Source organism: Pseudomonas sp. PSE14 (genome assembly GCF_029203285.1).
Lineage (GTDB): Bacteria > Pseudomonadota > Gammaproteobacteria > Pseudomonadales > Pseudomonadaceae > Pseudomonas.
This window is the reverse complement of record NZ_CP115669.1, coordinates 1,329,345-1,344,125: the sequence shown is the minus strand read 5'-3', so window position 1 is coordinate 1,344,125 and position 14,781 is coordinate 1,329,345. Positions and strand designations below refer to the sequence as shown.

Sequence of the window (14,781 nt, the reverse complement as noted above, 5' to 3'; positions counted from 1 at the left end):
CGCAAGGAGTCATCCCATGTCGCAAACCAGCCTCTTCCAGCGGCTGTTCGCCGGCGCCTGGCTGCTCGCCTGCGTCGCCTTCGCCCTGATCGCCTGGAACTACCAGGCGCCCTTCTCCTACGAACCGGTCGGCCCGCGCGCCTACCCCCTGCTCTGCCTGGGCCTGATGGCCGCCGGCCTGGCCTGGCTGATCGCGCGTCCGACGCCGATCAAGCGCGAGGAAGACGAGCCCGCGCTGGAAGGCGCGCTGCTGGCCAAGGTGGTGCTCTGCGTTGCCCTGCTGGTGGTCTATGCCGGCCTCTTCGAACCGCTGGGCTTCATCCCGGCCAGCGCCCTGGTCGGCACCTTCATCGCTCTGATCTACGGCGGCCGCCCGGTGGCCAGCGTGGTCACCGCGACGCTGCTCGCCATCGGCCTGTACCTGCTGTTCGACCGCACCCTGGATGTCCCGCTGCCGCTGGGCATCCTCGAACCCCTGCTCTGAGGACTGAGTCATGGATACCTTGAGTTATCTCGGCCAGGGCTTCGGTGTCGCCCTGACGCCCTACAACCTCATCACCGCGCTGATCGGCACCCTGATCGGCACCGTCGTCGGCCTGCTGCCGGGCCTGGGTCCGATCAACGGCGTGGCCCTGCTGATCCCGGTAGCCTTCGCCCTCGGCCTGCCGCCGGAGTCAGCGCTGATCCTGCTGGCCGCCGTGTACCTGGGCTGCGAGTACGGCGGGCGGATTTCCTCGATCCTGTTGAACATCCCCGGCGAAGCCTCCACCGTGATGACCACCCTCGACGGCTACCCCATGGCCCGCAAGGGTCTGGCCGGCGTGGCCCTGTCGCTGTCGGCCTGGAGCTCGTTCATCGGCGCCTTCATCGCCACCTGCGGCATGGTGCTGTTCGCCCCGCTGCTGGCGAAATGGGCGATCGCCTTCGGCCCGGCGGAATACTTCGTGCTGATGGTGTTCGCCATCGTCGCCCTCGGCGGCCTGGCCGGTGACCGTCCGCTGAAGACCCTGCTGGCCGCCCTGCTCGGACTGTTCCTGTCCAGCGTGGGCATCGACGCCAACAGCGGCGTGTACCGCTTCACCTTCGACAGCATCCACGTTTCCGACGGCATCCAGTTCGTGGTGCTGGTGCTGGGCCTGTTCTCGGTGAGCGAGATCCTCCTGCTGCTGGAGAAGACCCACCACGGCCACAAGATGGTCGAGGCCAGCGGACGCATGCTGTTCAACGTCAAGGAAGCGGCCTCGGTCTTCGTGGTCAACCTGCGCTGTGGCGTGCTGGGCTTCATCATGGGCGTACTGCCCGGCGCAGGCGCGACGCTGGCCAGCGCCGTGGCCTATATGACCGAGAAGAAGCTGGCCGGCGACAAGGGCCAGTTCGGCAAGGGCGACATGCGCGGCCTGGCGGCACCGGAAACCGCCATCGGCGGCGCGGCGTGCGGCGCCCTGGTGCCCATGCTGACCCTCGGCGTGCCCGGCTCGGGCACCACGGCGGTGATGATCGGCGCGCTCAGCCTGTACAACATCACCCCCGGCCCGCTGCTGTTCCAGGAACAGCCGAACATCGTCTGGGGCCTGATCGCCTCGCTGTTCATCGCCAACGTCATGCTGATCATCCTCAACGTGCCGATGGTCCGGGTGTTCACCCGTATCCTCTCGGTGCCGAACTGGGCGCTGGTGCCAGGCATCGCGATCATCACCGCGATCGGCGTGTACGCCGTGCATGCCACCACCTTCGACCTGTTCCTGATGGTCGCCATCGGCATCCTCGGCTACATCCTGCGAAAGTTGGACTTCCCGCTCTCGCCGCTGCTGCTGGGCTTCATCCTCGGCGGGCTGATGGAGCAGAACCTGCGCCGCGCGCTGTCGATCTCCAACGGCGAACTGGGCATCCTCTGGTCCAGCCCGATCACCCTCGGCACCTGGGCGCTGGTGGTGCTCATGCTCGGCCTGCCGCTGTACCGCGCCTGGCGCAAGCGCAGCCGTCACGCAACGGTCGAGCTGGCGGATGCATAAGCTGGCGAACTGGCGCCTGTTCTGGGCAACGCCCCTGATCGGCGCCCTTGGCGGCTGGCTGGCCTCTCTGGTCGGCTGGCCGCTGCCCTGGATGATCGGCTCACTGCTGGCGGTGATGCTCAGCCGCTGCCTGCTCGACTGGCCGCTCGCGGAAGTGCCCGGCGCACGCAAGGCCGGGCAATGGGTGGTGGGCACCGGGATCGGCCTGCACTTCACCCCGGCGGTGGTCGAGCAGGTGCTCGAACATGGCGCCATCGTGGTGCTCGGCGCGCTGGCCACCACCTTGTCGAGCCTTGCCGCCATCGCCGTGCTGCGGCGCGCCGGCGAGGATCGCGCCACGGCGTTCTTCTCCAGCATGCCCGGCGGCGCCAGCGAGATGGTCAACCTCGGCCTGCGCCACGGCGCGCAGTCCAGCCGCGTGGCGGCGGCGCAGAGCCTGCGCCTGCTACTGGTGGTTCTGCTGGTGCCGGCGGCCTTCACCTGGCTGCTGGATACCCCGCCGCCAAGCGCGCACTCCGTTACTGTCAGCTGGGGCTGGCTGGCCCTGCTGCTGCCGGCTGGCGCCGTGGTCGCACTGGTCCTGCAGAAGCTGCGCCAACCCAATCCCTGGCTGCTCGGGCCGCTGCTGGTCAGCGCCGTCGCCGCCATCGCCGCCGATCTGCAGATCGGCCTGCCAGCGGGCAGCAGCTCCCTGGGCCAATGGCTGATCGGCAGCGCGCTGGGCTGTCATTTCAATCGCAGTTTCTTCCGCAATGCCCCGGCCTTCATCGGCCGCAGCCTGGCCTGCACCCTGTGGATGATGCTGGCGGCGGCGCTGGTGGCGGAGCTGATCGGCTGGCTCGGGCCGCTGGATCACCAGTCGCTGATGCTCGGCATGATGCCCGGCGGCATCGCCGAGCTGAGCCTGACCGCCGAGGCGCTGCAACTCTCGGTACCACTGGTGACGGCACTGCAGGTACTGCGCCTGCTGCTGGTGCTGTTCCTCGCCGAACCCTGTTTCCGCCTCTGGCAACGTCGCGCCGAGGCAACGGAGTAAGTGCCACGCTCGCCGGATTGAGTTCTCCGGCGATTTCTCCAGGCCCGCCTCGTGCGGGCCTCTTTTTTTGCGGGCGCGCCGTCAGACCGGCGGCAGCGACCAGTCGATGGGCGCCAGGCCGTGCTGTTCGAGGAACTTGTTGGTGCGGCTGAAATGTCCGTTGCCGAGGAAGCCCCGGTAGGCCGACAGCGGCGAGGGGTGCGCCGACTTGAGGACCAGGTGCTTCTGCGCGTCGATCAGCTTCTGCTTGCTCTGCGCATGGGAGCCCCAGAGCAGGAACACCAGGTTCTCGCAGCGCTGGCTGACCACCTCGATCACCTTGTCGGTGAACAGCTGCCAGCCGGCCTGGGCATGGGAGCCGGCGCGGGCCTGCTCGACGGTGAGTGAGGTGTTGAGCAGCAGCACGCCCTGCTCGGCCCAGTGCTGCAGGTAGCCATGGTTGGGGATCGGCAGGTTGAGGTCGCGCTGCAGCTCCTTGTAGATGTTCTGCAGCGACGGCGGCGTCGGCACGCCCGGCTGTACCGAGAAGCACAGACCGTGGGCCTGGCCGGGACCGTGGTAGGGGTCCTGGCCGATGATCACCACCTTCACATGGTCCAGCGGCGTGGTGTTCAGCGCATTGAAGATCAGCGGACCGGGCGGGAAGATCACCTTGCCGGCGGCCTTTTCCGCGCGGAGGAACTCGCCCAGCTGCTTCATGTAGGGCTTCTCGAACTCCTCGTGGAGGGCTTCCTTCCAGCTGGCTTCCAGCTTGATCCGATCTTCATTCGTCATGGTGCGTCTGCCTGGTAAAACGAACCGGCACGCTAAGCAAGCGCCCCGGTCAAGTCAAGGCGCCGCGCGCCGGGACTAGCCCGTATGCAGCGCCCGGTAATGACTGGGCGCCATGCCCACCACGCGCTTGAACAGCCGCGAGAAGTAATAGGCATCGGCGTAACCCAGTTGCTCGGCGACCTGGCGCACTTCCAGGTTGCCCTGGTCGAGCAGACGGCAGGCGTGGGTCATCTTCAGGCGGATGAAGTCCTGGATCGGCGCCTGTCCGGTCAGCGCGCGGTAGGTCTTGGCGAAGTGAAAACGCGACAGGCGGAACTGCGCGGCCAGTTCATCGAGGTTCAGCGCGTCATGCAGGTGCTCGCGCATCAGGGCCTGCACTGCTTCCACATCCAGCACGCGCCCGGACTTCAGCCGGGCCCGCACCGGGCGCAGGGCCAGGGAGGTCAGCAGGCTCTGCAACAAGTGCGCGGCGTGGATGAAGTGCGGCAGGCTCAGGCCCTGCCGGCGCAACGCCAGCAATGCATCGAACTCGCCGAGCAGACGAGGCTGCACGCCGACCCGCAGGCGCGGCGACTTGCCCAGCGGACGCAGGAACTCCTCTGCCAGCCGGCCATCCAGGTGCACCCAGAAGATCGACCAGGGCCGCTGCGCATCGGCGCCATAGGCATGGGCGCGGCCCTTGGGCAGCACCAGCAGATCACCACCGGCAACCTCGAATCGTCCATCCGCTGTTTCCAGCCAGCCGTGGCCGGCGCTGCAATAGATCAACAGGTGATCGTCCGGATTCTCCCGCTCCATGCGGTGCCCCACCGCCGCCGGGTAATAGCCCAGCGCCAGTGGATAGCAGGCCTGGCCCAGTGGATGACGGTCCAACGCCCGGCGCAGACGCGGCGGCGTGATGAAGCGAACGCCCTGCTGGGGCAGCGGCCAGGATGAGGTGAGGGGACGGGACATGGCGAGGATTCCGTGCTCGTGAATGCCAAGATCGTCCATCCCCCGAGCAAGATCGTCAATCCACAGCCGTCCACGCAACGGCTATAACCGATGAAAATTCGCGCACCGCGCGACGATGTGGCCGACAAGAACAATCCGAGGTAGCTGCATGCATTTCGATCTGTCCGAAGAACAACGCCTGCTGGTAGACAGCGCCCGCGCCTTCGCCAGCCGCGAACTGGCCCCCCACGCCGCCGACTGGGACCGCCAGCACCACTTCCCGGTGGAGGTGATCCGCCGCGCCGCCGAGCAGGGCTACCTGGGCCTCTACATCGCCGAGGAGGATGGCGGCCTGGGGCTGTCGCGGCTGTCCGCCTCGCTGATCTTCGAGCAGCTGGCCGCCGGCTGCGTCGCCACCACCGCCTACATCACCATCCACAACATGGCTACCTGGATGCTCGCCAGCTTCGGCGACGCCGCGCTCAAGGATCAGTGGCTAGCGGGGATGATCGGCGGCGAGCACCTGGCCTCCTATTGCCTCACCGAGCCGGACGCCGGCTCCGACGCCGCGCACCTGCGCACCCGCGCCCGCCGCGACGGCGATGAGTACGTGCTGGACGGGGCCAAGACCTTCATTTCCGGCGCCGGCAGTACCGACGTGCTGATCGTCATGGCACGCACCGGAGTGGACGGCGCCAAGGGCATCTCCTGCTTCCTGGTGCCGGCCAACGCCGAGGGCATCCGCTACGGGCGCAACGAGGACAAGATGGGCTGGAAGGCCCAGCCGACCCGCACCATCACCTTCGAGGGCGTGCGCATCCCGGCGAGCAACCGCATCGGCCCGGAAGGCCAGGGCTTCGTCTATGCCATGAAAGGCCTGGACGGCGGCCGCCTGAACATCGCCAGCTGCTCCCTGGGCGCGGCCCAGGCGGCGCTGGAGCAGTCGCTGCGCTACGTCGAGGAGCGCAAGCAGTTCGGCAAGGCGCTGGCCGAGTTCCAGGCACTGCAGTTCAAGCTCGCCGACATGCTCACCGACCTCACCGCCAGCCGGCAGATGGTGCGCCTGGCCGCCCACAAGCTGGACCACAAGGACGGCGAGGCGACCCTGTACTGCGCCATGGCCAAACGCTTCGCCACCGACCGCTGCTTCGCCCTGTGCAACGAGGCGCTGCAACTGCACGGCGGCTACGGCTACCTCAATGACTACCCGCTGGAGCGCTGGGTGCGCGACAGCCGCGTGCACCAGATCCTGGAGGGCACCAACGAGATCATGCGGGTGATCGTCGCCCGCCGCCTGCTGGAACAGGGTGGAATGCTGGATCGCCTGCTCTGACGCCTTTCCTGTAGGAGCGAGGGGGACGCCTTCGTTATTGCTCGCGAACAATCTCCGCAGCGGGATTGGTTCGCGAGCAAGCTCGCTCCTACGAAAAGCACACAACTGCCGCACTGGAAAAACCGCCCGCCCACGCGGGCGCAATCGAACAGATAGGACATGGACGCGCCCCATCGCGCGCGCCTAGAGTCCAGGCACATACGTCCGCCCGCCGGCGGCACCGACAAGGAGATGCCCATGAGCAACGCCCTCGAGCCCTACAAGCCCGGAGTCTTCGACCTCACCCACAAGCTGACCGTGGAAAAGCACGGCCACACCGCGCTGATCACCATCAATCATCCGCCGGCCAACACCTGGGACCGCGACTCGCTGATCGGCCTGCGCCAGGTGATCGAACACCTCAACCGCGACGACGACATCTACGCCCTGGTGGTGACCGGCCAGGGCCCGAAATTCTTCTCCGCCGGCGCCGACCTGAACATGTTCGCCGACGGCGACAAGGCCCGCGCCCGCGAAATGGCCCGCCGCTTCGGCGAAGCCTTCGAGGCGCTGCGCGACTTCCGTGGCGTGTCCATCGCCGCGATCAACGGCTACGCCATGGGCGGCGGCCTGGAATGCGCCCTGGCCTGCGACATCCGCATCGCCGAGCGCCAGGCGCAGATGGCCCTGCCGGAAGCCGCCGTGGGCCTGTTGCCCTGCGCCGGCGGCACCCAGGCGCTGCCCTGGCTGGTGGGCGAAGGCTGGGCCAAGCGCATGATCCTCTGCGGCGAGCGCGTCGACGCCGACACCGCGCTGCGCATCGGCCTGGTCGAGCAGGTGGTGGATACCGGCGAAGCGCGCGGCACCGCCCTGCTGCTGGCGGCCAAGGTCGCCCGCCAGAGCCCGGTCGCGGTACGCACCATCAAACCGCTGATCCAGGGCGCCCGCGAACGCGGCCCGACCACCTGGCTGCCGGAAGAGCGCGAGCGCTTCGTCGATCTGTTCGATGCCGACGACACCCGCGAAGGCGTCAACGCCTTCCTGGAAAAACGCGAGCCGCATTGGCGTAACCAGTAAGGGACTGACCATGAACGTGATGTTCGAAGAGCGCCCCGGCCTGCACGGCTTTCGCATTGGTATCGCCACCCTCGACGCCGAGAAGAGCCTGAACGCCCTGAGCCTGCCGATGATCGAAGCGCTGAGCCATCAGCTGGGCGTCTGGCAGAACGACCCGCAGATCGCCTGCGTAGTACTGCGCGGCAATGGCGGCAAGGCCTTCTGCGCCGGCGGCGACGTGCGCAAGCTGGTCGACGCCTGCCGCGAGCAGCCCGGCGAGGTGCCTACCCTCGCCCGCCGCTTCTTCGCCGACGAATACCGCCTGGACTACCTCATCCACAGCTACGGCAAACCGCTGATCTGCTGGGCCCACGGCTACGTGATGGGCGGCGGCATGGGGCTGATGCAGGGCGCCGGGGTACGCATCGTCACCCCGTCCACCCGCCTGGCCATGCCGGAAATCAGCATCGGCCTGTACCCGGATGTCGGCGCCAGCTGGTTCCTCGCCCGCCTGCCCGGCCGCCTCGGCCTGTTCCTCGGGCTGACCGCCACGCAGATGAACGCCCGCGACGCATTGGACCTGGACCTGGCCGACCGCTTCCTGCTCGACACCCAGCAGGACGACCTGATCGAAGGCCTGGTGCAGCTGAACTGGCGCGAACAGCCCGCCGTGCAGTTGCACAGCCTGCTCCAGGCGCTGGAGCACGAAGTCCGCGGGGAACTGCCGCAAGCCCAGTTGCTGCCTCGCCGCGAACGCATCGATGCGCTGCTGGACTGCGCCAATGTGGTGGAGGCCTGGCACGCGCTGGCCCCGCTCACCGAGGACAGCGATGCGTTGATCGCCAAGGGCGCGAAGACCCTGGTGTCCGGCTGCCCGCTGACGGCCCGCCTGGTCTGGGAACAGATTCGCCGCGCGCGCCATCTGTCGACAGCCGAGGTGTTCCGCATGGAGTACGCGATGAGCCTGAACTGCTGCCGCCACCCGGAATTCCCAGAAGGCGTGCGCGCCCGGCTGATCGACAAGGACAACGCCCCGCACTGGCACTGGCCGGATATCGCTGCCATACCTGATGCAGTGGTGAATGCGCACTTCGACGCGACCTGGGAGGGCGAGCATCCGCTGGCGGATCTCTAGGTCCCTTCCCCTGTAGGAGCGAGCTTGTGACCCACAGGGATGTGGGAAATGCCGAAATCCGTCGGGAACGGATTCGGCCTCGCAAGCCCACCCCCGCTGCGGGGCTGTTCGCGAGCACGCTCGCTCCTACGAAGAGCAAAAGCGCTGGAGTGCCTGTGGTCCAACAGGAGGAAACCAGCATGCAAACCATCGCCTTCATCGGCCTCGGCCACATGGGCGCCCCCATGGCCGCCAACCTGATCAAGGCCGGCTACCTGCTGCGCGTGTTCGACCTGGTGCAGAGTGCCATCGACGGCCTGGTCGCCCAGGGCGCCAGCGCGGCGCGCAGCGCCCATGACGCGGTCGACGGCGCCGACCTGGTGATCACCATGCTGCCGGCCAGCCAGCACGTCGAGGGGCTCTACCTGGGCGCCGAAGGCCTGCTGACGCATATCACTCCCGGCACCCTGGTGCTGGAATGCTCCACCATCGCCCCCGCCTCCGCGCGCAAGGTCCACCAGGCCGCCGCCGAGCGCGGCATCCCGATGCTCGATGCGCCGGTCTCCGGCGGCACCGGCGGGGCCGTGGCCGGCACCCTGACCTTCATGGTCGGCGGCGACGCCGAGGTGCTCGAACGCGCCCGCCCGGTGTTCTCCGCCATGGGCCGCAACATCTTCCACGCCGGCGGCGACGGCGCGGGACAGGTGGCCAAGGTGTGCAACAACCAGCTGCTCGCCGTGCTGATGATCGGCACCGCCGAGTCCCTGGCCCTGGGCGCCGCCAACGGGCTCGACCCGGTGGTGCTGTCGGAAATCATGCGCCGCAGCTCCGGCGGCAACTGGGCGCTGGAGGTGTACAACCCGTGGCCCGGGGTGATGGAGAACGCACCCGCCGCGCGCGGCTACACTGGTGGCTTCATGGCCTCGCTGATGACCAAGGACCTCGGACTCGCCCAGGAAACCGCCCAGGTCAGCGGCAACAGCACACCGATGGGCAGCCTGGCACTTGCGCTGTATCGCCTGCTGGTCAAGCAGGGCCATGGTGAGCAGGACTTCTCGGTGGTACAGAAACTCTTCGATTCCTAAGGACCGGCATGGCGGACAGACAGCGTTTTCAACCAGACTGGCGCACCCTCGACTCCCGGGCCTCGTCACCTTGAAACGCTTCCTGCTGCACTACCGCTTCCGCCTGCTGCTGGGCAGCATCGTGCTGGTCATGGCGGTGCTGGCCTTCCCTTCGCCGCCCCTGCCCCTGGAGCTCGGCAGCCTGGTCCTGATGGTGCTGGCTTCGCTCAACTCCCTGCGCAACCGCAGCCCGCTGTTCGTGGTCGTCAGCCTGGCCGGCATCGTCAGCCTGGGAATGCTGTTCATCCCCGGCGACTGGTCTCTGCGCCCCTGGCTACACCAGGGCATTCCACAGATGTGCTTCTACTTGCTGATGGTGGCGGCGCTGTTCCGCCGCGTCACCCGGGAGCGCCCGGTCACCGCGGAACTGCTTTATGGCCTGTGTTCGCTGTACCTGAACTTCGTGCTGGTGTTCGCCTTCGCCTACAACATGATCGAGCAGATCTGGCCGCACAGCTTCACCGGCAACGGCCCCTTGCACCTGGACAGCTTCATCTACCTGAGCATGATCACGCTGACCACCATCGGCTACGGCGACATCGCCCCGACCCTGCCCCTGGCGCGCCTGCTGGCGGGTAGCGAAGCGATCATGGGCGCACTGTTCATCGCCCTGGCCGTGGCCCGGGGACTGAGCCTGATGAACGACGACATCAAGGACTGATTATTAAGCCAGGCTTACGAGTGCATGCCGCCTGCCCGGCTTTATCGCCGCCCGCCGCGCGCCGAAGATGAATCACCCGCCGCCGAGATGCGGCACTCCATCCCACAGAAGGTGATTCCATGAACATTGCCCTGATCGGCGCCACCGGCCACGTTGGCCATTACTTCCTCGAAGAGGCCCTGCGGCGCGGTCATCAGGTGAGCGCCCTGGTACGCGACCCCGCGAAACTGCCGGCACGGGAGAACCTGAAGGTGGTTCAGGCCGATGTCTACGATCCGTCCCAGGTCGCCCGTGCCGTCGCCGGCCAGGACCTGGTGATCAGCGCCTTCAACGCCGGCTGGGGCAATCCGGACATCCGCGATGCCCACGCCAGGGGCAGCCACGCCATTCTCGACGGGGTGAAGGCCGCTGGCCTGAAGCGCCTGCTGGTGCTCGGTGGCGCCGGCAGCCTGGAGATCGCCCCCGGCCAGCGCCTGGTGGACAGCCCGGAGTTTCCCGAGCAATGGAAGCAAGGCGCGCTGGGCGCGGCCGATGCGCTGGACCAGTTGCGTGGTGAGAAGGAACTGGATTGGGCCTTCCTCAGCCCGGCGATGTTGCTCGACGGTGAAACCCGCACCGGCAGCTTCCGTATCGGGGGCGATCAGGTGTTGTTCGATGACAAGGGCGAAAGCCGCATCTCCCTGCCGGACCTGGCGGTGGCGATGATCGACGAGGCCGAGCAGGCCAATCATCATCAGCAGCGGTTTACCGTTGCATATTGATGGCTCGTCGCCTTTTACTGGGCTGGGGCGGCGTTAGTTGTTCGTCTTGTTCGGTGTTCTTGCGCCGCTTCGGCGTGTGCTGGGAGATTTCGTTTCGCCCCCTCGGGCGAGTTCCTTTTGTGAAGGCGGCTATCCGACGTTTGACAAAGGGACTCGCCGAGAGGCGAAACCAGATACGCCCCGAGCACACCGAAGCGGCGCAAAAACACCCGAGCGAAAAGCATCGTAGACAGATTCCGCTCCTACAAGATCAAAGGCCCCTCACCCTAACCCTCTCCCGCAAGCGGGAGAGGGGACTGTTCGGTGCAGGATGAAACCTTGGCGTCAGCCGGCTCGGACGGCTCCCTCTCCCGGAGGGAGAGGGCTGGGGTGAGAGGGAGACGCAGGCAGGGATCAACCCGGTAGAAGACAGTTGCTCCTACGAAACCGGAGAACCCAGCCCGCAGGAGCGGATGCAAAGTCGATCACCGCTCCCGCAACGCCTCCGCCTTGGCCCGCAGGATGGGCTTGAGCAGGTAGCTCAGGATGCTCTTCTTGCCGGTGATGATGTCCACCGTGGCCACCATGCCGGGGATGATCAGCAGCGGCTTGTCATCGGTGCCCAGGTGGCTTTTGCGGGTGCGCAGCTTGATCAGGTAGAAGCTGTTGCCATCGTCATCGGTGACGGTGTCCGCGCCGATCTGTTCAAGGTCCGCCTCCAGCCCGCCGTAGATGGTGTAGTCGTAGGCAGTGAACTTGACCATCGCATGCTGCCCCGGCCGCAGGAAGGCGATGTCCTGCGGGCGGATGCGCGCCTCCACCAGCAGGGTGTCGTCCAGCGGGACGATTTCCACCAGGTCGCTGCCCGGCTGGATCACGCCGCCGATGGTGTTGACCAGCAGCTGCTTGACGATACCCCGCACCGGCGAGGTAACCAGGGTACGGTTTACCCGGTCCTCCAGCGCCTTGCCGGTAGCCTCGGCCTTGCTCAGGTCGGTGCGCGCCTCGTTGAGCTCCTTCAGCGCCTCGCTGCGGAAGCGCGAGCGGGTCTCGGCGACCTTGCGCTCGACTTCCTTCACCGCCGCCTCGGCGCGGGGAATCGCCAGGGTGGTGGCGTCGAGCTGGCCACGGTTTTCCACTTCCGAGCGCTTCAGGCGCAGCAGTTCCACCTGGGACATGGCGCCCTGCGCCACCAGCGGCGCGGACATGGAGATTTCCTGGCGCAGCAGTTCCAGGCTGTTGCGGTATTGCGCCTGCTTGGAGACGAATTCGCGCAGCTCCTGTTGCTTCTGCACCAGTTGCTGCTCAAGGCCGGCGACCTCGTCCTTGAGTTGCTGCTGGCGGCTGTGGAACAGCGCCTCTTCGCTGCTGGCCTGGCCGGGCACCTTGGCGCGCACGTCGTCGGGGACGTTCAGCGCGCGGTCTTCGACCTCCGCGGAGAGTCGCTCCACCCGCAGGAACATGGCCAGGCGGTCGGCCTCGGTCTCGCCGACGTTGGACTGGAAGCGGGTCGGGTCCAGGCGCATCAGCGATTCGCCGGCCTGCACCACCTCGCCTTCGTGGACGAAGATCTGCGAGACGATGCCGCCTTCCAGGTTCTGGATCTTCTGCACCTTGGACGAGGGAATGGCCTTGCCTTCGCCACGGGTGACTTCATCGATCTTGGCGAAGTGCGCCCACAGGCCGAGGAACAGGACGAAGCCGATCAGCACCCAGATGGTCAGGCGCACCACGCGCGGCGCGTCTTCCACCAGCGCCTTGCTGACTTCGGGAAGCGGTTGGCCGGAGAGGTTGTCGCCGCCCTTGAAATAACCGCCGATGCTGTGGCGAATGCTGCCTTTGGGATCAAGCGACACTGATCTGCCCCTTCTTCAATGCGTCCATCACCACGTCCTTCGGGCCGTCGGCGATGATGCGTCCCTTGTCGATGATCACCAGGCGGTCCACCAGGCTGAGCATGGAGGCGCGGTGGGTGACCAGCAGCAGCGTCTTGTCGCCGATGATCGAATGCAGGCGCTGCTTCAGGCGCTCTTCGCCGGCGTTGTCCATGGCGCTGGTGGGCTCGTCGAGCAGCAGGATCGGCGGATCGAGCAGCAGCGCACGGGCCAGGGCGACGTTCTGCCGCTGGCCACCGGACAGGTTCAGGCCGCGTTCGCCGACCTGCAGCTCGTAGCCCTGCGGATGCAGGCGGACGAACTCGTTCACGCCGGTCAGCTCGGCCACCTCCAGCACGCGCTCGTCATCCACGTAGCGCGCCCCGCAGACCAGGTTGTCGCGCAGGGTGCCGCTGAACAGGCTGATGTCCTGCGGCACGTAGCCGATGTTGTGGCGCAGCTCGCTGATGTCCAGCTGGCGCACGTCGGCGCCATCCACCAGCAGGTTGCCCTTGTCCGGTTGGTAGAGGCCGACGATCAGCTTGGCCAGGGAGCTCTTGCCCGAGCCGCTGCGGCCGACGATGCCGACCTTCTCGCCAGGACGGAACTGCAGGTTGATGCCGTGCAGCGCCGCCACCTGCTGGTTCGGGTAGACGAAATCCAGCTCGCGCATCTCGATGCCGCCGCGCAGTTGCGAGCGGGTCAGCGGACGCTCGTCGGCGCTTCGCTCCTGCGGCAGTTCCATCATCTGGTTGGTGGTCTCCATGGACAGGCGCGCCTGCTGGTAGCGCTGGATCAGCCCGGAGAGCTGGGTCAGCGGGCCGAGGGCGCGGCCGTTGAGCATGTAGCAGGCGATCAGGCCACCCATGGACAGGTCGCCGGCGATGATCAGGTAGACGCCGCCGATGATCATCACCACCCCGGCCAGCGCCTGGATCAGCACGGTGCTGTTCATCGCCAGGGACGACAGCAGTTTCACCCGCAGTTCCAGGCGGCTCAGGGTACCGATGGTCTGTTCCCAGAGGTACTGGCGCTCGCTCTCGGCGTTGTTCACCTTCACCGCGTCGAGGCTGGCCAGTGTCTCGATCAGGCTCGACTGGCGCTCGGCGGACAGCGCCATGGTGCGGTTCATGGTCTCCACCAGCGGCTTCTGCAGCATCCAGCCCAGACCCGCGGCCAGCGGGAAGGCCACCAGCGGGACGAACACCAGCGGCCCGCCGATGATGCCGATCACCAGCAGGATCAGCAGGGTGAACGGCAGGTCGATCAGGGTAGTGAGGGTCAGCGAGTTGAGGAAGTCGCGCAGCGTCTGGAATTCGTGGATGTTCTGCGCAAAGCTGCCGACCCGCGCGGGCCGGTATTTCATGCTCATGCCGACGATACGCTCGAACAGCGTCGCCGAGATGATCAGGTCGGTCTTCTTGCCCGCCAGGTCCAGGCACAGGCCGCGCATGGTCTTGAGCAGCAGGTCGAACAGGTAGGCGCCGCTGATGCCGATGGCCAGCACCCAGAGGGTAGCGGCGGCCTGGTTGGGCACCACGCGGTCGTAGACGTTCATCACGAACAGCGGTGCGGCCAGGGCGATCAGGTTGATCAGCAGGCTCGCGGCCACCGCGTCGACATACAGCCAGCGCGAGCGCTTCAGGGTATCGCGGAACCAGCTCTTGGCGCGGGGAATGAGCTCCCCGTGCTGCAGGTCGAACTTGTGCTGCGGCTGGGCGAAGAATGCCTGGCCGCTGTAATCCTCCAGCAGCAGCTCGCGGGACACGCGCACTTCGCCGCCGTCGCTCTCGCTGAGCAGCAGGCGCGCCTGGCCCTCACCTTCCCAACCCAGCAGCACCGCGCAACGTCCCTCGCGCAGCAGCAGCATGGCCGGTAGCGCAAGCGCCGGAATCTGCTCCAGGCGCCGTTGCAACAGGCGTCCCTGCAAACCCGCGCGGGCCGCTGCGCGCGGCAGCAACTCGGCGGTCAGGCGTTGCTCGGGCAGCGGCAGGCCGCTGGTGAGCATGGCGCGACTGGCCGGCTTCTGGTGCAGCTGGCAGAGCGTCAGCAGGCTGTCCAGCAGCGGGTCATCGAGCAGACCGCGCGGATCGTGACGTGAGGAAACTCGACTGACTTCTTGATCCACGCGGGAGCACTCTAGGT

At 67.0% G+C, this 14,781-nt stretch carries 13 protein-coding genes; 9 read left to right on the top strand and 4 right to left on the bottom strand.

Features of this window, described 5'->3' with window-relative positions; genetic code table 11:
* Positions 1-16 precede the first annotated feature (16 nt).
* Genes O6P39_RS06230 through O6P39_RS06220 form a run of 3 tightly spaced genes read left to right on the top strand, consistent with a single transcriptional unit; the run spans position 17 to position 3,048 of the window.
* Entirely contained in the window at positions 17-484 is a 468-nt protein-coding gene (locus O6P39_RS06230) for a tripartite tricarboxylate transporter TctB family protein (protein ID WP_275610527.1), read from the top strand.
* Between the two features lie 10 nt (positions 485-494).
* Positions 495-2,012 carry a tripartite tricarboxylate transporter permease gene (locus O6P39_RS06225; protein WP_275610526.1) on the top strand — a complete coding sequence of 506 codons (1,518 nt, stop codon included), beginning with the start codon at positions 495-497 and terminating at the stop codon, positions 2,010-2,012.
* The gene (locus O6P39_RS06220; protein WP_275610525.1) at positions 2,005-3,048 is read left to right on the top strand and encodes an AbrB family transcriptional regulator; all 1,044 of its coding nucleotides are present in this window, start codon (positions 2,005-2,007) and stop codon (positions 3,046-3,048) included. The genes O6P39_RS06225 and O6P39_RS06220 overlap by 8 nt, the downstream gene beginning before the upstream one ends.
* 81 nt (positions 3,049-3,129) lie before the next feature.
* Here the strand turns inward: O6P39_RS06220 and ung are convergent, their stop codons facing one another.
* Both ung and O6P39_RS06210 read right to left on the bottom strand, forming a co-directional pair.
* Entirely contained in the window at positions 3,130-3,822 is a 693-nt protein-coding gene (gene ung / locus O6P39_RS06215; RefSeq protein ID WP_275610524.1) for a uracil-DNA glycosylase, read from the bottom strand.
* Between the two features lie 75 nt (positions 3,823-3,897).
* Complete coding sequence (locus O6P39_RS06210) at positions 3,898-4,776, bottom strand: AraC family transcriptional regulator (protein WP_275610523.1); 879 nt, start codon at positions 4,774-4,776, stop codon at positions 3,898-3,900.
* A 148-nt stretch (positions 4,777-4,924) separates the two neighbouring features.
* Here O6P39_RS06210 and O6P39_RS06205 point away from each other — a divergent pair, with 148 nt between their 5' ends.
* The 6 genes from O6P39_RS06205 to O6P39_RS06180 all read left to right on the top strand — a co-directional run bounded on the left by O6P39_RS06205 (position 4,925) and on the right by O6P39_RS06180 (position 10,783).
* Positions 4,925-6,088, top strand: coding sequence for an isobutyryl-CoA dehydrogenase (locus O6P39_RS06205; protein WP_275610522.1), 1,164 nt, complete (start codon positions 4,925-4,927; stop codon positions 6,086-6,088).
* 237 nt (positions 6,089-6,325) lie between these two features.
* Positions 6,326-7,144: an enoyl-CoA hydratase gene (locus tag O6P39_RS06200; protein WP_275610521.1), complete on the top strand. Its 819-nt coding sequence runs from the start codon at positions 6,326-6,328 to the stop codon at positions 7,142-7,144.
* A 10-nt stretch (positions 7,145-7,154) separates the two neighbouring features.
* A complete protein-coding gene (locus O6P39_RS06195; protein ID WP_275610520.1) occupies positions 7,155-8,258 on the top strand; it encodes an enoyl-CoA hydratase/isomerase family protein in 1,104 nt (367 codons plus the stop codon).
* Positions 8,259-8,437: 179 nt separating this feature from the next.
* Positions 8,438-9,322 carry a 3-hydroxyisobutyrate dehydrogenase gene (mmsB, locus tag O6P39_RS06190; RefSeq protein ID WP_275610519.1) on the top strand — a complete coding sequence of 295 codons (885 nt, stop codon included), beginning with the start codon at positions 8,438-8,440 and terminating at the stop codon, positions 9,320-9,322.
* Between the two features lie 70 nt (positions 9,323-9,392).
* Positions 9,393-10,022: a potassium channel family protein gene (locus tag O6P39_RS06185; protein WP_275610518.1), complete on the top strand. Its 630-nt coding sequence runs from the start codon at positions 9,393-9,395 to the stop codon at positions 10,020-10,022.
* Between the two features lie 119 nt (positions 10,023-10,141).
* Entirely contained in the window at positions 10,142-10,783 is a 642-nt protein-coding gene (locus O6P39_RS06180) for an NAD(P)-dependent oxidoreductase (RefSeq protein WP_275610517.1), read from the top strand.
* A 464-nt stretch (positions 10,784-11,247) separates the two neighbouring features.
* Here the strand turns inward: O6P39_RS06180 and O6P39_RS06175 are convergent, their stop codons facing one another.
* Together O6P39_RS06175 and O6P39_RS06170 are read right to left on the bottom strand one after the other, a co-directional pair.
* A complete protein-coding gene (locus O6P39_RS06175) occupies positions 11,248-12,618 on the bottom strand; it encodes an HlyD family type I secretion periplasmic adaptor subunit (protein WP_275610516.1) in 1,371 nt (456 codons plus the stop codon).
* Positions 12,608-14,764: a type I secretion system permease/ATPase gene (locus O6P39_RS06170; protein WP_275610515.1), complete on the bottom strand. Its 2,157-nt coding sequence runs from the start codon at positions 14,762-14,764 to the stop codon at positions 12,608-12,610. Before O6P39_RS06170 ends, O6P39_RS06175 begins: the two co-directional genes overlap by 11 nt.
* Positions 14,765-14,781: the final 17 nt, after the last annotated feature.